General features: G+C 39.7%; 23 protein-coding genes and 2 pseudogenes. All 25 read right to left on the bottom strand.

Translation table 11 applies throughout. The features are described 5' to 3' along the window. Nucleotides 1–71, bottom strand: a pseudogene (locus FJR73_RS03985) (transposase); the annotation flags it as partial. Nucleotides 72–210: 139 nt separating this feature from the next. Next, entirely contained in the window at nucleotides 211–1,014 is an 804-nt protein-coding gene (locus FJR73_RS03975) for a Fic/DOC family protein (RefSeq protein WP_140833450.1), read from the bottom strand. 142 nt (nucleotides 1,015–1,156) lie between these two features. After that, nucleotides 1,157–1,306: pseudogene (locus tag FJR73_RS03970) on the bottom strand (DNA cytosine methyltransferase); the annotation flags it as partial. A gap of 213 nt (nucleotides 1,307–1,519) precedes the next feature. Then, nucleotides 1,520–2,386: a hypothetical protein gene (locus tag FJR73_RS03965; protein ID WP_140833448.1), complete on the bottom strand. Its 867-nt coding sequence runs from the start codon at nucleotides 2,384–2,386 to the stop codon at nucleotides 1,520–1,522. Nucleotides 2,387–2,389: 3 nt separating this feature from the next. Then, on the bottom strand, nucleotides 2,390–4,507 hold the full coding sequence (locus FJR73_RS03960) for an ATP-binding protein (protein WP_140833446.1): 2,118 nt from the start codon (nucleotides 4,505–4,507) through the stop codon (nucleotides 2,390–2,392). A 12-nt stretch (nucleotides 4,508–4,519) separates the two neighbouring features. Then, entirely contained in the window at nucleotides 4,520–5,683 is a 1,164-nt protein-coding gene (locus tag FJR73_RS03955) for a DNA cytosine methyltransferase (RefSeq protein WP_140833444.1), read from the bottom strand. Between the two features lie 75 nt (nucleotides 5,684–5,758). After that, nucleotides 5,759–8,410: a valine--tRNA ligase gene (locus FJR73_RS03950; RefSeq protein ID WP_140833442.1), complete on the bottom strand. Its 2,652-nt coding sequence runs from the start codon at nucleotides 8,408–8,410 to the stop codon at nucleotides 5,759–5,761. Next, nucleotides 8,403–8,981, bottom strand: coding sequence for an AAA family ATPase (locus FJR73_RS03945; RefSeq protein ID WP_140833440.1), 579 nt, complete (start codon nucleotides 8,979–8,981; stop codon nucleotides 8,403–8,405). The genes FJR73_RS03950 and FJR73_RS03945 overlap by 8 nt, the downstream gene beginning before the upstream one ends. Beyond that, nucleotides 8,981–9,541, bottom strand: coding sequence for a GNAT family N-acetyltransferase (locus FJR73_RS03940; protein ID WP_140833438.1), 561 nt, complete (start codon nucleotides 9,539–9,541; stop codon nucleotides 8,981–8,983). Before FJR73_RS03940 ends, FJR73_RS03945 begins: the two co-directional genes overlap by 1 nt. A gap of 278 nt (nucleotides 9,542–9,819) precedes the next feature. Further along, nucleotides 9,820–10,215, bottom strand: coding sequence for a helix-hairpin-helix domain-containing protein (locus FJR73_RS03935; protein ID WP_000038631.1), 396 nt, complete (start codon nucleotides 10,213–10,215; stop codon nucleotides 9,820–9,822). 95 nt (nucleotides 10,216–10,310) lie between these two features. Then, nucleotides 10,311–10,565, bottom strand: coding sequence for a DUF1912 family protein (locus tag FJR73_RS03930; RefSeq protein WP_000119707.1), 255 nt, complete (start codon nucleotides 10,563–10,565; stop codon nucleotides 10,311–10,313). Nucleotides 10,566–10,574: 9 nt separating this feature from the next. Then, nucleotides 10,575–11,909, bottom strand: coding sequence for a DUF438 domain-containing protein (locus FJR73_RS03925; protein ID WP_140833435.1), 1,335 nt, complete (start codon nucleotides 11,907–11,909; stop codon nucleotides 10,575–10,577). Continuing rightward, nucleotides 11,909–12,142, bottom strand: a complete 234-nt coding sequence (locus FJR73_RS03920; RefSeq protein WP_000368739.1) for a DUF1858 domain-containing protein — start codon at nucleotides 12,140–12,142, stop codon at nucleotides 11,909–11,911. The genes FJR73_RS03925 and FJR73_RS03920 overlap by 1 nt, the downstream gene beginning before the upstream one ends. 265 nt (nucleotides 12,143–12,407) lie before the next feature. Further along, entirely contained in the window at nucleotides 12,408–12,590 is a 183-nt protein-coding gene (locus FJR73_RS03915; RefSeq protein ID WP_140833433.1) for a hypothetical protein, read from the bottom strand. 1 nt (nucleotide 12,591) lies between these two features. Beyond that, nucleotides 12,592–13,371, bottom strand: a complete 780-nt coding sequence (locus FJR73_RS03910; RefSeq protein ID WP_140833431.1) for a hypothetical protein — start codon at nucleotides 13,369–13,371, stop codon at nucleotides 12,592–12,594. A gap of 149 nt (nucleotides 13,372–13,520) precedes the next feature. Further along, entirely contained in the window at nucleotides 13,521–13,871 is a 351-nt protein-coding gene (rbfA, locus tag FJR73_RS03905) for a 30S ribosome-binding factor RbfA (RefSeq protein ID WP_140833429.1), read from the bottom strand. A gap of 166 nt (nucleotides 13,872–14,037) precedes the next feature. Then, the gene (gene infB / locus FJR73_RS03900; RefSeq protein WP_140833427.1) at nucleotides 14,038–16,830 is read right to left on the bottom strand and encodes a translation initiation factor IF-2; all 2,793 of its coding nucleotides are present in this window, start codon (nucleotides 16,828–16,830) and stop codon (nucleotides 14,038–14,040) included. A gap of 16 nt (nucleotides 16,831–16,846) precedes the next feature. Continuing rightward, a complete protein-coding gene (locus FJR73_RS03895; protein WP_001041390.1) occupies nucleotides 16,847–17,146 on the bottom strand; it encodes a YlxQ-related RNA-binding protein in 300 nt (99 codons plus the stop codon). After that, the gene (gene rnpM, locus FJR73_RS03890; protein ID WP_140833425.1) at nucleotides 17,139–17,432 is read right to left on the bottom strand and encodes an RNase P modulator RnpM; all 294 of its coding nucleotides are present in this window, start codon (nucleotides 17,430–17,432) and stop codon (nucleotides 17,139–17,141) included. Before rnpM ends, FJR73_RS03895 begins: the two co-directional genes overlap by 8 nt. Before the next feature lie 21 nt (nucleotides 17,433–17,453). Beyond that, nucleotides 17,454–18,590, bottom strand: a complete 1,137-nt coding sequence (nusA, locus tag FJR73_RS03885) for a transcription termination factor NusA (protein WP_000032290.1) — start codon at nucleotides 18,588–18,590, stop codon at nucleotides 17,454–17,456. 43 nt (nucleotides 18,591–18,633) lie between these two features. Next, nucleotides 18,634–19,113, bottom strand: coding sequence for a ribosome maturation factor RimP (rimP, locus tag FJR73_RS03880; protein ID WP_001808691.1), 480 nt, complete (start codon nucleotides 19,111–19,113; stop codon nucleotides 18,634–18,636). Between the two features lie 125 nt (nucleotides 19,114–19,238). After that, a complete protein-coding gene (trmB, locus tag FJR73_RS03875) occupies nucleotides 19,239–19,874 on the bottom strand; it encodes a tRNA (guanosine(46)-N7)-methyltransferase TrmB (RefSeq protein WP_140833423.1) in 636 nt (211 codons plus the stop codon). Further along, a complete protein-coding gene (gene ccrZ, locus FJR73_RS03870; protein WP_140833421.1) occupies nucleotides 19,871–20,665 on the bottom strand; it encodes a cell cycle regulator CcrZ in 795 nt (264 codons plus the stop codon). The genes trmB and ccrZ overlap by 4 nt, the downstream gene beginning before the upstream one ends. Nucleotides 20,666–20,827: 162 nt before the next feature. Beyond that, on the bottom strand, nucleotides 20,828–21,439 hold the full coding sequence (locus FJR73_RS03860) for a CPBP family intramembrane glutamic endopeptidase (RefSeq protein ID WP_140833417.1): 612 nt from the start codon (nucleotides 21,437–21,439) through the stop codon (nucleotides 20,828–20,830). Nucleotides 21,440–21,468: 29 nt separating this feature from the next. After that, nucleotides 21,469–21,717: an immunity protein BlpZ gene (gene blpZ, locus FJR73_RS03855; protein ID WP_140833415.1), complete on the bottom strand. Its 249-nt coding sequence runs from the start codon at nucleotides 21,715–21,717 to the stop codon at nucleotides 21,469–21,471. Nucleotides 21,718–21,741 lie beyond the last annotated feature (24 nt).

Below are 21,741 nucleotides of genomic sequence, written 5' to 3'. Positions count from 1 at the left end.
AGCTTCTCTAAGCTATATCCTTGTTTTCTAAGTTCATAGATCTGAACTTTATCATCATAAGTTAATTTCATAATAAAAACACCCCAAAAGTTAGATTTTTTCTGTCTAACTTTTGGGGTGCAGTTCACTGAAACTTTGATGATATACGTTTTCTTGTGAGAATATTTACTTCATTTTTTCCTAAAATTCAATGTTTACTCAGTATTAGGATTATGAAAGATCGATGTCTAAATCTAGATACATTTTTTCTGAAGACAGATCGTTTTGACCACTAAGCAAGAGATTTTCAAAAAAAGCTGTTAAAAACTCAGGACGTCTCTGTAAAATCTTTGCATTATCTAATACCAAGGCATCACGAAAATACTTGGCATGTTGCTGAAACGGTGTATTATCAATATTAAAACCAAACTCACGAAGATACTGAATCAAAAATACCGTTACCGTCCGAGTGTTTCCTTCACGAAATGGATGAATCTGCCAGATTCCTGAAATAAAATGCTGGATTTGTTTAACCACATCCGCCTGAGTTAGTGTCGCATATGCAACTTGTTTTTCCTGATTAAAATCATAATCCAAGGTCATTTGAATCATGGAGTAATCAGAGTAGACAACACTTTCACCATTCAAAACAGGTTCATTCTTTGTGATATTGGTCTGACGAAATTGCCCCACCGGAATAGAGGGTTCAAATATATCTTGAAACAACTCCTTATGAATAGCAAGTAAGGTCGCAGGACTGAAGCTAAAGCCTCTTCGAGACAATAGTTCTACAATACGTAGAGAAACCAAGTCTGCCTCTTCCGTACTTGCATCAATAGTATGGTGATAAGCCGTTGCATCCTCATAAACCTGCTCATAAGTCAGTTCACCCCGAGCCTGTTTCTCAGCCAAAGATTCCATATAAGCTGATGGCACTAGATTGTCAACTTTCTGCAGACCAAAACCTATCCGCCATAAATCACGTTTAGCTTCATAAGACAAGTTTGGGTTGTCAATGTTGTAAGTTGGTTGCATAGAAAGTTCCTTTCAATTGTTTTTCTGTGTCATCGGTAAATGGTGAAATGGGTATGGAATTGGCGTAAATTATAAAAATCCTTCACAATAAGTGCTATGAAGAGACATAATGAAAAAGTTGTATTCAAGATTCCATGCACTCATCTGAAATGTCCGTTGGACGAATGGTTTGATTAAACGAATAAATCTTGCGCACATACTTATCAAATTCATTGGTATACACCACTCTGAACTCGTTGGTCTGTTCAAATCCAAACTCAATTCCCCCAACACCTGAGGAGAATGCTGCAATGTTGTACTTATCAGGTCGGTTCTAACGTAGAGGGTTTGTTGTGTAGTAAGCTGCTTTCTAAAATGTTAGTTATATTAGTAGTATTTTGATAATTGTAAATAATTGTATTTTATCTTTTTATTGGATATTAAAATATCTTTTTGTCCCTATGTTTTTACTTACTCCTGTGGATTTATCAACAATTTCCTCTTATACAATTAGGTACTTTCATCATCAATGTTTGTTATTGATTATTCTTTTTGGTTTTGCTCTTATTAATGCTTTCACTTGTTCTGATAGATGTATCAATGATTTTCTCTCTTCGTTAATTTTCTCTTCTACAATTTGTATACTTTTATCATCGATGTTTGATATTACATAGCCTTTTACATCATTAAATTCTTCTTTAGAATGAGCTAATGAATTACGTTTATCTATCATTTGCATCCAATCATTTAATAATGATGTGTTGTGGGTTATATCACGTTTACTAAGATGATTATTTTTAAAATCTCTATAGAGAGATTTATAATTTCTAGAATCTGTTAAGTCAACATTTAATATTTTTTTTAACTCATATTCTATCTCAGCATTTTCACTCATATACTCTCCTCTAAGAGCATTTAGTTCATCCCACTTTGATAGACTAATTTCAATGGCTTTCTGAAATTCACGTTCAATTACTTCATCGCTGGGAGAGGATAAGTTGATAATCATAGTATTATTTAATAATCCTAGATTATCTTCCTCATTAATTTTTGTTATTACTGTCTCCTTTATCTCATCATAATTTTTTGAATAAAGAATAAAAAATTGCTTATATTTTTCTCGACTTCTTACATCGTTTAAAAATTCAATACCATTATCAATACCATTCTCATATTCTTCTCCTAAATTAAAATCGGATATAAAGAAATCGATTCTTTTAGAAGTATCATCCAAAACTTTTCTGGCATCTCCAATACTTTCACATAAATGACAATTATCTCCTAATAATTGATAACCTTTATCTTCTATAGCTTTTTTTACTATTTTTAAATAATCGTGAAAAGCATCTTCCATCTCATCTTCTAACCAAATAATACTAATATCTCTACGCATTTTCTAATTATCACCTAATTCAATTATAAAGCTTGTTTCTTCCGTATTTGAAACCACATTAATTTCCCATTTAAATTTTTTACAAGTTTGTTTAATTATATACATCCCAACTCCTGTTCCATTCTCTTTAGTAGTAAATCCTAATCTAAAAATATCGTCCTTATTGACTATTTCAGAAGATAATGGCTTATTAGAAGATATAACTAATTTATTTTCTTCATCGATGAATTTAAATATAATTTTATCTGCTAGTTGATCCATAGCATTTATAATAAAATTATCTAGTATCATACCTAAATCAAAAATATGTACTCTGGAAGTATGAGGATTATTTGAAAAATCAATTATAATCTCTAAATTTTTATAAGAAAGACTGTTTAAGTAACTCTTTATATAACTTTTGACATTAATGTATTTCCTTCCTTTTACTTCAGAAGTATTTAATTTGAGTACTTGATTTTTTATTGTAAATAATTTTCCAGAAGATTTTTTTAGACTAACAACATACTCGCTCACTCGTTCAAAATCATCTGTCGATTTAAAATCTGCAACAATTTTTTTATTTACTGAATCTATGTTTTTATACACTCCAGTTAATTCATGAGCCAACAAATTTTGTTGCGCAGAATTATTGCTTCCAATTAAAACATCCTTTCTTTTACTTTCCTCCTCTGCTACGTCTCTAGCTATTTCTGCTTCCTTTTGTTTTATCTCTGCTAATTTTTGGGCTAACTCAGCCTCCTTACGTTGCTGTTCTGCAATTTTTTTATTTTCTTCTGCTTGCTTTCTTTTTTCCTCTGCAAGTTGTTCTTTTCTTTCTAATTTCTTCTTTTCTTCTTGTCGAATTTTTTCCACTTCTTTGCGAACTACACCACCAATACTAACACGTTCACTTATCAACTTATTAACAATTGGTTTTAACAGTTCAATCAATAAAGTTATCCTCTCATCATTTCCTGATAATCCTTCACGATTTGAAGTTGAAATATCCTCCAAGTAATCATTGTCTAAAATATCAAATGAGATTTCCCCTTCTATATAATTACTAAATGCTTGAGTATTATTTAATTGTGGCATAAAATCTGACACTGCTAATTTATCTCTAACATACAGTCTTAGCTGATTAGCCTTATAAACAGTATTTCTTATAAATCTATTATTGGGATCGTTTTTTGTATTTTCAGACGCTTCCACCATATTAATTGTACTGTGAATCCCTATCCAACCAGTCAATTCATAATTAAATTCCTTTGCATCTCCTTGTAAAGTTAAAAACTTCCTTTTCCCTTTCAAATTTATTTTAGTAATGTCTGATGGATTTAATTTTTTTACCTTACGTAATTTGTTGGATACTTGCTCTAAATCTGCATTTATTTTCACTGAGTCATTTAGCAATTTATTTTCAACGATACCTTCAGAAGTTTGAAAAAAAGCATACAAATTTTTAAATCCAATTACTTTAGAAACTTTTGAAAATTCTATCTTCTGTTTTACTCTAGTCTTGTACGCCACTTCGATAACTGCACCAATATTGTTTAACAAATAATAATTAGCCAAAGTCATCTTCAAAGAATCTAACTTTCCCTCTGCAAATCCAGATAAATTAACTCCTACTGATTTTATCAAAGTTCCTGACTCAAACGAATCCCAAACACTTTTATTTTCAATAGATACATCATTAATATCAACACGAATTAATTCAGGAATATCACTATCAGATGCATTTGTGGAGTCTAACATCCAAGCTGTTTCATCTCCTCCCTTCTTAGAAACTATATAATATTTTTTTGACAAAAATAATGTTGCTAATTTTCCTATACCTTTTCTTCCCTTTGTCTTCTCGGAGAATTCTTCGTTTGATATACGTCTATTTCTACCAATCAAGGCGTATTTAGTGGATAAATCTTCATAGCTCATTCCACTACCATTATCTAAAATTTCTAATATCGAATTCTCTTTATCGATAGATTCTATATAGAGCTTAACATTTGTTGCACCAGCATCTAAACCATTAGCTATTAATTCAGATATTGCACTCCAATTATTAGTATACATTTGCTTTCCTAACAAGTTTAAAGCAAAATAAGAGAAGTTGAATGGGATACTATTAGTTTCTATCATAATTAAACGCCTTTATAATTTATTTTCCTTGAAAAAATTTTTTATTCTATTAGCCAGATGAATACTCAAAATAGGAGGCACAGCATTTCCAATTTGAGTATTGATAGCTTGCAATCCACCTACAAATTTATAATTATCTGGAAAAGATTGAATTCTTGCCCCTTCTCTAGCCGTCAAGGCTCTGTTTTGTTCAGGATGAATGCAACGAAGAGAAGATGGTGTTGATAAATTATTTGTAATGGTAGTAGAAGGTCTATCCCACCACAATCTACCGTAAGTATTGTTATAGCCAGAAGTCAGGTATAAATCTTTATCTAAAATACCATCTTCTACCATTCTATTTATATCATTCTTACCTTGTCCTTCCTTAAGTGCAGCTATAATTTTCTGCAATCTTTGTCCATGATTACGACTTACATGATTAAATAATTGATCTTGATTACCTCTCATTAAAATTTGATAATCTGTTTGCGGATCTTCCACATATTGGTCCGCTCTGTCATTATTTCCTAAACTAGGTAAATCTCCAATAGCATCTCTTAAATTGAAGGGATTTTCAGAAGTACACTTTTCTGGAAAACTCCATTCAAACTCAATATTTAAATCATTTCTTACACCAATCAAAAAGACGCGTTCTCTATTTTGTGGAACACCGTAATCCTTAGCATTAAGTAATTCTGTATAAACGCTATATCCATGAACATCTCCAAAGCTAGATAAATCTTTAAAACTTTCTTTTACATTTCGAATAATTGGGCCATTTTGCTCGTTTTTCATGGTTAGCAAACCATAAACATTTTCAAAAACAAACATTTTAGGTTGGATAAATGAAAGTATCCTTCTATATTCACGATACATTTTTGCTCTCTTATCATACTGTCTCTTGCCAACCGTACTAAAGGACTGACAAGGTGGGCCACCAATAACTATATCAACTCTTTTTGAACTGATTCCTTTGGATTTTAAAAATTGTTCATCTATATTAGCAATGTCTTCCTCAATCATAGTAACTCTAGGATAATTTTGTCTGAAAGCTTCTGCTGCATCATGATTGAATTCATTTGCAAATCTAATGTTAAAGTCATTTCGGGAAACAAATTTATTATTTTTAATTGTATTCTGAAAGCCAAAAGTCAATCCTCCAGCACCAGAAAATAAATCTACAACTTCTATCATTTCTTACCCTTTTCAAAAAATATTCTCAGTTTCCATTATACCAAAAAAACACGGCTCATCACCGTGTTTCTGTGTTTATTTAACGAGTTTCTTCATCTCATCGATACGTGCTACGGTCGCATCGTATTTAGCTTGGTAGTCGGCTTGTTTGTCGCGTTCTTTTTGGACGACTTCTGGTTTGGCATTGGCTACGAAGCGTTCGTTAGAGAGCTTCTTGCCGACCATATCCAATTCTTTTTGCCATTTAGCGAGTTCCTTGTCGAGACGAGCCAGTTCTTCTTCGACATTGAGGAGGTCTGCCAGTGGCAAGTAGATTTCTGCTCCTGTGATGACGCTTGACATAGCAAGTTCAGGTGCAGGAATAGTTGATGCGATTTCCAAGTGTTCTGGATTTGTGAAGCGTTTGATATAGTTGACATTGCTGTTAAAGAAGGCTTCCAAGTCGCTATCGCTTGTCTTAACAAGGATGGTAATTGGCTTGCTTGGTGCTACATTTACTTCTGCACGCGCATTACGAACAGCACGAATCAAGTCTTTGAGGCTTTCCACACCTGTGTGAGCAGCCAAGTCTTCAAAGGCTGGGTTAACAGTTGGGTATTCTGCTGTCACGATAGAGCCTTCTGAGATTTGTCCAAAGATTTCCTCTGTCACAAATGGCATGATTGGGTGAAGGAGACGAAGGATCTTGTCCAGAGTGTAAAGGAGAACAGAACGTGTGATGACTTTCTCTTCTTCGTTATCGCTATAAAGGACTTCCTTGGTCAATTCAACGTACCAGTCCGCAAACTCATCCCAGATGAAGTTGTAGAGGATGTGGCCAGCCACACCAAACTCAAACTTATCAAAGTTAGCAGTAGCTTTTCCGATGGTTTCATTGAGGTTGTGGAGAATCCAGCGGTCTGTAACGTTTCCAGCTTCCTTGTTAACAACTTTTTCCACATTGGCAGTTGCTTGCTCAAGAGTCAAGCCTTCATTGTTCATGAGGATGTAGCGAGAGATGTTCCAGATCTTGTTAATGAAGTTCCATGAAGCATCCATTTTCTCGTAAGAGAAGCGGACGTCTTGCCCTGGTGCAGAACCGTTTGAAAGGAACCAACGAAGGCTATCTGTTCCGTACTTATCAATAACATCCATTGGATCAATCCCGTTACCGAGAGATTTCGACATCTTACGGCCTTCCTCATCACGAATGAGACCATGAATCAAGGCATTTTTGAATGGCGACTTGCCAGTAAATTCCAAACCTTGGAAAATCATTCGAGATACCCAGAACGGGATAATATCATAACCAGTCACCAAAGTTGATGTTGGATAATAACGTTTGAAGTCTGCTGAGTCGACATCAGGCCAGCCCATGGTTGAGAATGGCCAAAGGGCAGAACTAAACCAAGTATCCAATACATCTTCGTCCTGAGTCCATCCGTCACCTTCTGGCGCTTCTTCACCGACATACATTTCACCCTCAGCATTGTACCAAGCAGGGATTTGGTGACCCCACCAGAGCTGACGAGAGATTACCCAGTCGTGGACATTTTCCATCCATTGAAGGAAAGTATCGTTGAAACGAGGTGGGTAGAATTCGACCTTGTCCTCTGTGTCTTGGTTGGCAATAGCATTCTTGGCCAATTGGTCCATCTTGACGAACCATTGCGTTGACAAGCGTGGTTCGACCACAACACCTGTACGTTCTGAGTGACCAACACTGTGGACACGTTTTTCGATTTTAACGAGGGCACCGATTTCTTCCAGCTTAGCAACGACCGCCTTACGAGCTTCAAAACGGTCCATGCCTGCAAATTCAAAGGCCAAGTCATTCATAGTTCCGTCATCGTTCATGACGTTGACTTGTGGCAAGTTATGGCGTTGACCAACCAAGAAGTCGTTTGGATCATGGGCAGGTGTGATTTTCACGACACCTGTACCAAACTCAGGATCAGCATGCTCATCTCCAACGATTGGGATGAGTTTATTAGCAATTGGAAGGATGACGTTTTTATCGATCAAGTCCTTGTAGCGTGGGTCTTCTGGATTGACCGCAACGGCAACGTCCCCAAACATAGTCTCAGGACGAGTTGTCGCCACTTCAAGAGCGCGTGAGCCATCTTCCAGCATGTAGTTCATGTGGTAGAAGGCACCTTCCACATCCTTATGGATAACTTCGATATCAGAAAGGGCAGTGCGAGCTGCTGGGTCCCAGTTGATGATGAATTCACCACGATAGATCCAACCTTTCTTGTAAAGGTCCACAAAGACCTTACGAACAGCTTTTGACAAACCTTCGTCAAGAGTGAAACGCTCACGAGAGTAGTCTACAGAGAGCCCCATCTTGCCCCATTGTTCCTTGATAGTAGTGGCATATTCGTCTTTCCATTCCCAGACCTTGTCGAGGAATTTTTCACGACCTAGGTCATAACGCGTAATACCCTCACCACGTAAGCGCTCCTCAACCTTAGCCTGAGTCGCAATCCCAGCGTGGTCCATACCAGGAAGCCAAAGCGTATCAAAACCTTGCATGCGTTTTTGACGGATAATGATATCTTGCAACGTTGTATCCCAAGCGTGACCAAGGTGGAGTTTCCCAGTTACGTTTGGTGGTGGAATCACGATTGAATAAGGCTTAGCCTTTTGATCTCCTGAAGGCTTGAAAACATCTTCGTCAAGCCATTTTTGGTAACGACCAGCCTCAACCTCGGCTGGATTGTATTTAGGTGAAAGTTCTTTAGACATGTGTTTGTCCTTTCTCTATTTTGTTCATTTTATTTTGAATTTGCTTAGCAGCTTCTTCTGCAGACAAATTCGTATTATTTATTTTAAGGTAGTGGTACAACTCATTCGGTTGATGTTGGGAATTTAATTGAAGTGTTTCAGCGGTCTCTAAAATTTCTCTTTCAGATACCTCAATATGTCGTTTTAAGGGTTTGTGCTTTAATCGATTCTCCGTTCGATTTCGATGTAAGCGCTCCTCAAGACTTGTTTCCAACTCCACAAAAAGAATCTCTTGATGATAGTCATCCAACAAATCCTGAATTTGCTTCAAATACAGCAGCTGGTACTGATTTGAAAAATCAATTACGTCTGTTAAAATTACTGATCGCTGATTTCTTGCACTTGTTCCAAGAAAAGAAAAGGTGATCCCACGAACAAATTCCCACATTTCCTCTGTAAAGTCCTGATAGATTTCTAGTGCAAAATCGATGGCTTGATGGTTATAAAAGAGGGTAGAATCCGTCAGTCGAGATAGTTCTTGACCAATGGTCATTTTCCCAGAAGCCGGAGCCCCAATGATGAAAAGATGCATCAAATCACCTCCCACTCACTTTTCAGCAAACCATATATCAGACTGTCACAGCGGTTTCTTTGAACATCCTTTCTGTCTCTTATTCGAGCTTCGAGGGTAAATCTAAGCTTTTCTGCGACTCGTTGACTTTGGACATTGGAGCCAAAACAAGTTAGCTCAATCTTGTGAAGACCTAATTCTTTAAAGCCTAGGTCAATCAAAGCTCGCGCTGCTTCTGGTACATAACCTCGTCCCCAATAGTCTGGGTGCAAGGTATAGCCAATCTCCAGTACATTGTCTTCGTGCCGATGGTTGAAATCAACAGAGCCGATGACTTTATCGGTTCCTTTGACGACAATTCCGTAGCCAGCTGGGAGATTTTCCTTTTGATTGCGCTCGGGTAGAATATGCTCCAGATAGTAAATCTCATCTTCCAAGGTCTTGACGGGTAGAAAACCTGCTGGGTAGGCGACCTCTGGGAGACTAGCGTAGGCATAAATATCTTCGGCATCCGCCACCGTACGGACGCGTAAGACAAGCCGTTCGGTTTCTAATCGTTCTGGCAGTTCAGTTCTTGTCATCCTTATACCTCGCTTTCTACAAAAAATCATCCCTGCCATCTACATGACAGGGACGAATGTATTTATCCGCGGTACCACCCAATTTCGGGCAAGGCCCGCAACTCTCGTCTTTAAAACAAAAAGACACTTTTATTTCAATTTTTCATCCATTAGCAACTAGTTTTGACACATTTGTGGACTTCTCAGCACCGCCACTTTCTGTAAAATGTGGGATTCAAAACACCTCTAATGGCTCTATTGTAGCAAGATTTTTTCGGAAATGCAAGGAACAAGAAAAATTACTTGAACTTGATGCCGTTTTCTTTCAATTTCTTAATGGTAGCTGGGCCGATTCCTTTCAAGGCAAGGAGTTCTTTTTCAGTCCAATTTTTGAAATCTGAAGCAGACTTGATTCCTTCATCATAGAAGGTTTTAGCACGGTCAAGTGGAAGTCCACCCAAGTTTGCTGCAAAATCTTCTACAGAATTGGCTACTTTTTGAGCTTGCTCTTTGGTAGCTTCTACTGCTTGTTCAACTTTTTTAGAAACAGCCTTACCAGCTTCGCTTGCTGACTGCTCAGCACGTTTTACGACTTTCTTTGTCTCTTCTACAACCTTAGTCACAGTACTTGAAAAGGCACCTGCTCGACGGAGGCTATTTCGTAATTGTTTTTTACGATTGAGTTTCTTTGACATGATAAAATCCTTTCAATAAAAAACCCCTGCTCTGACAAGGATTTAATATAAATATTCTATCAAGATTTTAGTAAAAAATCAAGAATCTATCTCATTTAATAATTCCGCTCACCAAACAATCCCTCTGGTAAATCATGGAATCCCTTACCTGCTTTGAAGTTTTCAAACTTACCAAGCAAGAACTGATAAGCATCCAAACGACTTTCGTAGCGAATCATGGCATCTTTGGCACGCTCGTCCTGGTCTTCTTCGTAAACTTTTTGACTTTCCTTGTGCGCCATGTCGTTAATCATGATTTGGGTATTGACCCAAGCTTCAAATTCCTTCATAAATTCTTGTTCGTAACTCATTTTTTCTCCTTATTCTAATCCACGGAAATAGTCCGTATCAATCTCACGGTAGGGCTGGATATCCTGAACGTATTCTAGCACACCTTGGAATTCTCCCTCTTCATCGTGCACTGCAGCATAAGTGATGTGGACAAACTTGCCTCGCGACTCTGACTTGAACCACATTTCATACTTGTCTTTGCTTCCCTCACGAAGTCCCTTCATGATGGTCTTGACCTTGTCCAAGTACTTAGGTGGATGGCAAAGTTCAACATTGCGCCCAACTTGGGACGGTGTCCGTTTGAAAATCATCTCGTCAGCTGGTGTATTGTCATTGTAATACTGGAAAATATCATCTTTATTGACAAAGGTAATCTCCATAGGGAGATGATTGAGGATGAGATTGGCCTGCTCGACTGAGAGATAGCCATTACCAAAAGCCTGTTGACTATGGCGGTCCAGCACTGCTTCCTTTTCCTTAGGGGTAAAGGTAATGGTAAACTGCCCTTCTGGCGTATCAATAACTTGTTGCACTTGGCCTTCAGCTGTATCTAGTTGCACGGGCTCCTCTGCACTCTTTTCCTCAACGAAGCTCTGTCGTTCTGGAACCCATTTCTCAGACGGGCGGATGATGGCATAACCATAGGCATCGCTCTCCCCCGCAATCTGAAGCCAGTCATCCTGAGTAAAGGACTCAAGGAGAATCATGAGAAGGATGGACTCTTCCTTGAAAATCATACTTTCAAACTCTGTCGCAAAAGCTTCAAAAGCTTCTTTTACAGTGCTAATCGACACTTCTGGTAATGAGTTGGCTGTCGCTAAAACTGTTTGAAAGAGTTCCCTGATCTGATCATCCACTCCCCACATAACTTTAGGAGGTGAGTCGTGTCCATAGCGCTCCATGATAGGAAAGAAGAGTTCTTCCTTACGCTGGTAGTGGATGTCAAATTGCCCCAAAAGTCCCATCTGACGCACCAAACCCTTTCGCATCTCCGCAAGCATTTCTTCATCTTCCATAGACTCATAGGTATCTAACAATCTACGAATGCGAATTAAAGCTGCACGGAGAGCCAGATTTTCTTCTTTGAAAATCCGAACTGGGTGGCCTGGATGCTCAGTATCCTCTACTTCGACACCTTTGATAGCATTTTTAAAAAGATTGGCATGGACATCACAAAGTTCCATAACATCTTCAAAGGTGACACCTGAGTCTGAGTTCATCAGCTCGTGCTCCATGAGAGAAATCTCGATGGCTGAAACACCTGTAAAAGTCGCATCAAAGCGCCCCTGAACTGATTCAGGAGAGGCGCCATTATGCAATTCTAACAAAATATCCCGTAGGACATGAATCCGTTCATCTGCCATTAGTCTAACCCAATCACTTCGTAGCCATTCGCTTCCAGAGTGCGAACAATCTTGTCCATAGGAGTTCCTTCAAGCTTAGAACCCTGCTTAAGCGATACTTTGCGACCGACTGTGTTGCGCATCAAAGGATTGGCAAGGGGTTTAAAACCCAGCTCCACTAGGATTTCCAAGACTTCTGGATGCTTGTCCACCACTTCTGCAACGGGAATTGACACATCGATGATATTATCCATGACGACCTCCATTGAATGTTCTAAAATGATTTTACTGCTTTTATTATACCACAAGGAAAGAGATTAAAAAACTAGCAGTAAAGTTCCTGCTAGTTATCTGCGACTTGGATTAGTATCTAAATAAGCTTAAAGAGCCAATCCAATATCTTAAATAATAGCTTGTAAAACAGCAATTGGACTGCAAAAGAGATGATCATCCACAGGAATTTCATAATTCCAATAATCGGTTTGATAAAAATAATGGCAAGAAGTCCCCAGAAAAATTTCATTTTTTATCCTCTGACTTGATGAGCCACCGAGCCGTATCCATTAACTTGTCTGCAATAAAGAGTTTCCCAAAACCGACAACGGAATGGTCATCTTTCTTTATCGTTTTCATTACTTTTACACCTTGCATGGTCAAAAAGTAATTCCCGTAAGTTTTAGCTAGAGTTTTTATAAGTCCCATATTACTCACCTTCGATGATTTCAGCTTCTTTTCGGATAGTATCAATATCTATTTGATACTGCCCTTCATTATAATTAACTAATTTGGATAATTCCTTTTGCAGTCTTTCCCCCATCGGCTTCATGGTCGCAAAGGTTAAGCCACCAGAAAGGACACCTCCTAAAATAGGAATCACTTTTCCCATTCCCTTAGCCAAGCCTCCCTTTGTCAAGCTGACTCCAAAAATTTTCAAAACTTTTTCCAGAATAGGATACCAAAGTGTCTTTGTCAAAGCTTTCTGCGGAATCGTCTTCATCACATGCTTGGCAACTGTTACACCTCCAGAGCGAAGTAAAGCCCCTGCTCCATTTACCCCTAGCATGACACCGAGATAAAGCAAGAGTGTATTTTGAGCATCCTCGCTCAATTCATCACGGGATTCCCAAAGATCATCAAATCCATAAATATAGCCTAGTTCTTGGGCCAACTTTAATGAAAAAGCATAAAACTGAACTACATCTGTTGGAATAGTGATTGCCATGGCAATACCACCAGGTAAACCTGCCAAAATCGAAGTCCCGCTTGCTCGTAGAACATTGTCCTTAATACAGGTCTTAGCAACTCGATCCAAATTTTCCTTTGTTAACAAAGAGGTCGGACCTTTTTCCAATAATGTAGCAATATCCTTTCGATCTAACTCTTTAGAAAACTTGTCAACTAAAAATTTTTCTCGATCAACTTTGACCATGGGTAATTTCACCACTTGTTGCAGCACTTGCATCGCTAACTCTTGTTTGCCCATCTCTATCTCCATTTATCATTCGTATTAAACTTTATCATATCATACTATAAGGTATTTACAAATTTTTTAAACTGTTTTTTGCAATTACAAATACAGCTATTGATATCTAGAAGAATCCAAGCACCAAAAAAGAGGGTTACCCCTCTTCTTTAGTTTTTATCCAGATTGCGTAGCATCTCGTCAATCTTGTTTCCATACTCGATGGACTCGTCTTTGACGAAGGTCAAATCTGGGATTTTGTATAATTTCAAATTGCAACCAAGTTCACGTTTGATGGTCCCAGTTGCTTTTTCAAGCCCGATTTGAGCTTTCTGATTATCCGAAGCAAGGTTACTCAAAATGGTGTAGTAAACCTTGGCAACAGACAAGTCTCCTAGCATCTGAACATCTGTGATGGTTACCCCTTGGACACGCGGATCACGGACTTTCTTTTGCAAAATCTCATTGACTTCACGCTTGATTTCCATGCCCACACGATCCGTACGGAAATGATTTGCCATGATATTCCTTTCTCTACTTTGAACCAAAAGCTAGGCCAGCAGACCTAGCTATTTCTATTAGATAGAGAAACTAGAGCCATTTGAATCTAGGAAACAAGCCTTAGATAGAACTGAGGGTTCATCAAGGCGCTGTTGACGACGAGTCAAATGAGCTATCGTTTCTCTATTATCTCTTGATTTCTTCCATGACATAAGCCTCAATAACATCATCCATCTTGATATCATTATAACCGTCAATCATCAATCCACCTTCACGACCGTTTGTAACTTCTTTAACGTCGTCTTTGTAGTGTTTCAAGCTTGCGAGTTCACCGTCATAGATAACAACACCGTCACGGATAACACGGACTTTAGAGTCACGGGTAACCTTACCGTTGATAACCATAAATCCACCGATAGTTCCCACTTTAGATACCTTGAAGGTCTCACGGATAAGAGCTTCACCGATGATTTTTTCTTCGAATTCCGGATCAAGCATCCCTTTCATAGCTTCTTCCATCTCTTCGATAACTTTGTAGATAATGCTGTGGAGACGGATTTCTACATCGTCAGCATCGGCTTGTTGACGAGCTTGTGGTGTAGGACGTACGTTAAAACCAACGATAAAGGCATTTGAAGCTTCTGCAAGGGTCACGTCTGATTCGTTGATAGCACCGACCGCAGAGTGAACGATGGTAACTTTGACACCTTCCACGTCGATCTTTTGAAGTGAGGCAGAAAGGGCTTCAACAGAACCTTGTACATCGGCCTTGATGATGACGTTAACTGACTTGAGTTCACCAGCTTTAAGGGTATCAAAGAGATTTTCAAGGCTAACACGTTGTGTAGCTTGACGTTGTTTCATGAGGGCACGTTTGGCACGCTCTTCACCTGCTGCACGCGCAGATTTTTCATCCTCATAAACGGCAAAGTGGTCACCTGCCATTGGCGCTTCATTCAAACCTGTGATTGAAACTGGTGTTGATGGACCTGCTACCTTAACACGACGACCAAGGTCGTTGGTCATAGCACGGACACGACCGAAGGTATTTCCGACAACGATTGGGTCTTGGACATTCAAGGTACCTTGTTGAACAAGAAGGGTTGCGACCGCACCTTTTCCTTTATCCAAGCGAGCTTCTATAACTGTACCGATCGCACGCACTGTTGGGTCTGCCTTAAGTTCTTGGATTTCAGCCACAAGAAGGACTGTTTCCAACAATTCTTCGATGTTTTGGTTGAATTTAGCTGAGATTTCAACAAATTCAGAATCTCCACCCCAAGCTGTTGACATAACACCATGCTCAGCCAATTCACCGATAACGCGTTCTGGGTTAGCACCTGGTTTATCAATCTTGTTAATGGCTACGATGATTGGAACGTTGGCCGCTTTTGAGTGGTTGATGGCTTCAATGGTCTGAGGCATAACACCATCATCTGCCGCTACGACCAAGATCGTAATATCGGTAACAGAAGCACCACGTGCACGCATAGATGTAAAGGCCGCGTGTCCTGGTGTGTCAAGGAAGGTAATCTTCTTGCCATTTTCAACGATTTGGTAGGCACCGATATGCTGCGTGATACCACCTGCTTCACCTGTCGCAACACGAGAGTTACGAAGGGTATCTAGAAGTGTTGTTTTACCGTGGTCAACGTGTCCCATGATGGTTACAACTGGTGGACGCTCAACCAATTCATCTTCATTGAGATAACCATCTTCGACAAAGAAACGTTCGATGTCGGCATTATCCACTTCAACCTTTTGTTTGGCTTCGATACCATAATCTACCATGAGGAGTTCAATTGTTTCCCCATCCAAGGATTGGTTTTGTGTGGCCATGACACCCATCATAAAGAGTTTCTTAACGATTTCAGCTGGTTCACGTTTGATACGTTTTGCGATTTCCGCAACAGTCATACCATCTGTATATTCAAATTCTGTTGGCAATTCATGGAATTTACGCTCCGTAACAGGTTTTGGAGTCTGATTACGGTTGTTCTTGTTATTGCCTTTTTTGTTCTTTTTGTTGTTATTCCAGTTACTATTCTTTTGATTTCTCACTTGATTTTGACTACTTCGATTCTTTTGTTGTTTTCTAGGACCATCTTCTTCGTGATCGAAATCATCACGTTCTTTGTCTGGTCGAGCTTGCTTCTTACGACGTGTATCCACTGGTGCTTCTTTAGCTACAGGAGCTGTTTCAAGCACTGCTTGAACTTGTTGCGCTTGTTCAGCTAACTTAGCCACTTCTTCAAAGATTTCCTCTGGCTCCTTGCGTTTGTTAGCTTGGGCCAAGGCTTCTTTGGCAGCCTGAGTCTGCTTGAAACGTTCCTCACTTGAACGGGCATATTCTGCATTTTGCTCTGCTTTTAGGGCCGCTGCACGGGCTTTAAAGTCAACACGTGGAGCCGCTTGATTTGGACGTTTGTCCTCTTGCTGACGACGATCGTTTCCACGATTTTGCTGACCTTGCTGTTTCTTAGCTTGGTCATTAAAGCGACGATTGTCGCGGTTTCCTTGACCTTGTTTTCCACCATTACGGCCGTCGTTTTTCTGACGGTTTCCGTTTTGTTGTTGGTCACGGTTATTGCCTTTATTTTGCTTGCGTCGTTCTGCCTGCTCTTTGGCACGGGCTTCACGCTCAGCCTTGAAATTACGGCTTTGCGGTTTAGCTGCTACTTTGTCTGCCTTCGGAGCGACTGGCTCAGCAGGTTTTGCCTCTTCCTTAGCTACAGCTGGTTTAGCTGGCTCAGATTTTTCGGCTTTCTTTTCTGCACTTGCTTTTGGTGCTGCAGGTTTTGCTTCTGCTTTCGGAGCAGCTGCAGGCTTAAAGCTGGCAGCGATTTTTGCAGCGACAGCTTCTTCCACACTTGATGAGTGGCTTTTCACATCCAAGCCCAACTCTTTTGCACGCGCTACAACTTCTTTACTTTCTTTTCCAAGTTCTTTTGCGATTTCGTACAATCTTTTCTTAGACAAATCATGTCCTCCTCTTCTATTCCATAAGAGACCTCATTTTCTTTGTAAATCCAGCATCTGTCACAGCCAAAACCTTTCTCGATTTCCCGACTGCTATGCTTAATTCCAGTGTTGAAAACACGGTTACAATTTCTACTTGATAATAATGACTTTTATCTTGAATCTTCTTGGTCAGATTGGGTCCAGCATCATGGGCTAGAAAGACCAACTTGGCCTTGCCGTCTTGAATGGCCTTGACCACCAATTCTTCACCCGATATGATCCGCCCTGCTCGCTGAGCGAGTCCCAAGAGATTACTTATCTTTTGCTTATTCAAGTCCTAACTCTCTTCTTTTCACTTTGTGATCCACATAAGCGATCAACTTGTCATAAAAGCTTTCATCCACTTCCATGCTAAAGCTGCGGTTAAAGACCTTCTTCTTTTTCGCCTCTAGGGCTTCTGCATTGTCTAGTTTGATATAAGCGCCACGGCCATTGGCCTTGCCTGTCGGATCGATAAAGACTTGTCCTTCCTTGTTTTTGACAATGCGGAGCAAATCCCGCTTATCAATCACTTCATTGGACACGACAGACTTGCGCAAAGGGATTTTTCTCGTTTTCATCTTTCCCTCCTCTAGCAGCTTTTATTCTTCTACAGTATCGTTTTCTGCTTCCAAATCTACCGAACCAGCTTCTTCCATGGCTTCAAATTCGCTAGCAGACTTGATATCGATACGGTAACCAGTCAAGTGAGCCGCCAAGCGCACGTTTTGTCCACGACGACCAATGGCAAGAGAAAGCTTGTTATCAGGAACAACCACCAAAGCACGTTTGCTGTCGTTTTCGTCAAAGATAACTTGGTCAACCTCTGCAGGAGCAATGGCATTGTAGATAAATTCAGCTGGATCTGCTACCCACTCGATAACATCGATGTTTTCTTCGATTGGAACCATACGATCGCTCTTAGCATCGTAGCGAGCTGGGTGGAATTTGCTAGTAATTTTCTTGATGTTAGCACCACCACGTCCAACGATTGTACCAATAGCGTCCACGTTTGGATTGTGGCTACGAACTGCAACCTTAGTACGGTCGCCAGCTTCACGAGCCACGCTCATAATCTCAACAGTTCCGTCATAGACCTCAGGAATTTCTTGTTCCATCAAACGTTTGATCATTTCTGGATGGCTACGGCTAACAAAGACGTTCACACCACGAGGGTTGTCTTCAACCTTGTAAACATAGACTTCAATACGATCATGAGAAGCAAAAACTTCTCCAGGAATTTGGTCTTGTTTTGACAATTGGGCTTCGATGCTACCAAGGTTGACATAGATAAAGCGGTTGTCAAAGCGTTCTACTGTACCAGACATGATTTCTTGTTCATGCTCTTTGTAAGTATTGTAAGTGATGGCACGTGTTTGCTTGCGCATTTTTTCCATGATGGTTTGTTTGGCAGATTGGGCTGCTACACGACCAAACTCACCTGGTGCTTCTTCAAACTTGATTTTGTCCCCAAGCTCATAGGCTGAATTAATGGCAAGAGCATCTTTCAAGCTGATTTCCAAACGGCTATCAAATACTTCATCTACAACTTCACGGACAGTATAAACGGTAAAATCACCTGTTTTTTCGTTGAAGTCAATAGCTACACTGTCTGATTGACCATAGCGTCTGCGATAAGCGGAACGAAGCGACTCTACTACTGCGTCGATGATATCTTCTTTTTTGATTCCCTTGTCTTCTTCCAAAATGCGGAAGGCCTCTAGCATTTCTTTACTCATGTTTTCTTCACTTTTGAATTCTCAAAAGCTATCCTTTCTTTTTCTATAATTTAACTGCTAAACGTGCTTTTGATACCAAACTGTATGGAATTTGGACGGTTTTCTTACGCGTCTTGTCCATATATTCCATAGTCAACTCGTCCTCTTCGAAGGCCAACAAGGTTCCTTCAAAGACCTTTTGCTTATCGATGGCTTGGTAGAGCCCGACATGGATGTATTTCCCAACCGCTCCAGCGACGGCATCCTTGGTTTTCAAAGGACGTTCCAAGCCTGGACTGGTGATTTCTAGGAAATATTGTTCTGGGAAGGGATCTGGCTTGATGGTGTCTAGGACAGGACTGATAATTTCTGTCAAGTCTGCCGTGTCGTTCAAGGTAATTCCTTCAGGTTTATCTACAAAAATACTGAGAATCATGTCACTGCCAATCTTTCCATACTCGATATCAACGAGTTCGAAAGGCGCTTCTATGACAGGTTCTACAACTTCTCTGACTAATTCTACGATTGTTGCGATTGCGTCCACCTCCTCATAAGCAAGAGGCGAAGATATTTCCCCGCCTCACTTTTCATATTCTTACTCTTAGTATAACACGTTTGCCAACTTATGTAAAGCAAAAGCACTTATACAGCCTGATTTCAGGCTTTTTCTTAAAATTCTGCCTCAACTCGGTAGATAACTTGCCCCTTGTTGGAGAATTTTTGCTCGTATTCTGTCATGACATTGCCTTCAAAATCACTGGCATGCAAATCTAGCCAGACACCATTGAGCTTCATGCCATACTGAGAAAAGCTCACTAAACTGTACTCAAACAAGCCACGGTTATCCGTCTTGAAATGAATTTCTCCATTTTCAGGCAAGATACGCTTGAAGGTATCCAAGAAGGTCTTGTATGTCAAACGACGCTTTTCATGGCGTTTTTTCGGCCAAGGATCTGAAAAGTTCAGATACAAGCGATCAATCTCACCGTCTTCAAAGTAGTCAGTCAAGTCAGAACCATCTACCCACAAGAGCTTGATATTAGGAACTCCAACTTCAAGCACCTTGTCCAAAGCGTAGCTCAAAACAGACTTTTGAATATCAATCCCGATATAGTTGATATCAGGGTTTTGCTTGGCCATACCTGAAACAAAGGCACCCTTTCCACTTCCAACTTCCACATGAATGGGATTATCATTGTCAAATAAGTCCCGCCATTTCCCCTTGGCTTCCAAGGGATTGAGGACCACATACTGGGGATTTGCCTCTAGTAATTCTGTCGCCCCTTTACGATTTCTAACTCTCATCTTCTCTTTCCATACTTGTCTCGGAAGTGACGCAGGTCATGAATCTCCCGATTGACATTTTCTAAATCTTGGTTCATATAATACTTGGAAATCTGGCTCAAGTAAGACAATTGACCGTACCAATACAATTTATTTAATACCGTTTGATTGTACTTGTAACCGTAGTAGGTCAACCATTCCTTCCACTGATGTTCTGGAATATAATGGCAGAGCATATGGGCCACATCAAACATGCGGTCGGTCAAGCGAACCGAATCCCAATCTACCAAATAAATCAAGCCACTATCTGTCTCAATCCAATTACTATGTCGTACATCTCCATGGACAATGGTCGCATAGTCCTCTCTAAATCCTGGAATAGTCTGACGTAAATCAGCCATCACTTCACTGATAAAATGATTTTTACGCAAAGCATCTGGAGCCGTTTCTTGCCAAGACTGCAGTAAATCTACAGGTGTTTCCATGGCATAGCCCAAGCGACTCAACTGTGTCATCAATGGACGTGAGCGATGAAGGCGGGTTAAAATATTGACGATTTGTTTACGATTCATATCATAGGGGGTCAATATTTTGCCTGTCAACCATTCTTGAGCACACATATCACGCCCATCTGCCAAACGGCGACTCCATAATAATTGTGGAGCAATTTGTTCTCTAGCTAGACCAGGTAGGATTGGAGAGGTGTTCATTTTTACAAAGATGCGCTTCCCATCAGGATAGCTACCCATATAAGCTTTGCCACTTTTCCCAGGTATGGGAGTCAGTGTTAGCTCATTATCACCCAAATCCATTTCTTTCCTCCGTATAAAGTTTCCTTACTATTCTACTAGTTTTTGGCCTATTCGTCAACCGCTCCACACCCGATTCTCAAAGAAAGGCCTCTCAATTGGCTGGGGCTATCATTATAGCCTGAAAAAGGCAAGCACCGTCTTCTGCTTACCTTTTCATGATTTTTATAAATAATATAAGAGTGGCCAAGCATTGTAAAACATGTGAACTAGAGTAGAAACCCATAGGTTTTGGCTCTTTTTATAAGCAAAGCCCAGTAACAAGCCCCCAAGTAGATAAAAAATAAACGAAGGTACATTAGAAGGACCATGCATAAAAGAAAAGAGAGAGGAAGTTAGCACAAGCCCTAACCAAGAATTGTCAAAAACTGCACCTTGAAGAAGTCCTCTGAAAATGAGTTCCTCCTGGATTGGTCCAAAAACTGAGGAAGTCAAAATCAAAGACAGAGAAATTCCTCTGCTGACTTCAGCCAAGTGTTGAACTCCTGCGCCAGAAGAAACAGCAAAGAATTTAATATAAACCAGCGTCTCAAGCACACTTAGAAGAAAGATTGCAATGAAAAGCAAAAGGTCTTTCTTGCTTAACATCCCAAAAGAAATCATTTCAAATTTTCTAGCATAAGCAACACTCATCGAGGTTACAAGAAGACTTACAATAATCAATGCAGATTCATTTTGAAAAAAATCCCCATGGTTAATCGTATAAGGAACTGTAATGACAATTATTAGTACTAAAAATCCAATGCACAAGGCATGAAATTTATCAAAAAACTCCATAAAATTATCCTCCTCACCAAACAGACTTCCTACGCGTCATCCTTGAGCTCTAACCTTTCCAAAACAAACCATTTGAGTAACCAAAATCCGACCACATAGCCAGCCCCTAAGAAGATAGCTGTTAAAGATAGCACGGGATTTAGGAAATAAAAGACTACAACAGATACAAAGGTTAGCACAAAAACATTAAAGACAATGGTGTCAGAAGCCAAGACTAGAATATAGGGCGTCAACCAGTCTAAGGTTTTTGAATCTAGGAAAAATAAGTGTTTATACATGATGACCTCCTCTATGGCTGAAAA

It is taken from the genome of Streptococcus sp. D2, assembly GCF_006385825.1.
Classification (GTDB): Bacteria; Bacillota; Bacilli; order Lactobacillales; family Streptococcaceae; genus Streptococcus; species Streptococcus shenyangsis.
The sequence above is the reverse complement of the archived record's forward strand: the minus strand, read 5'-3'. Positions and strand labels throughout refer to the sequence as shown.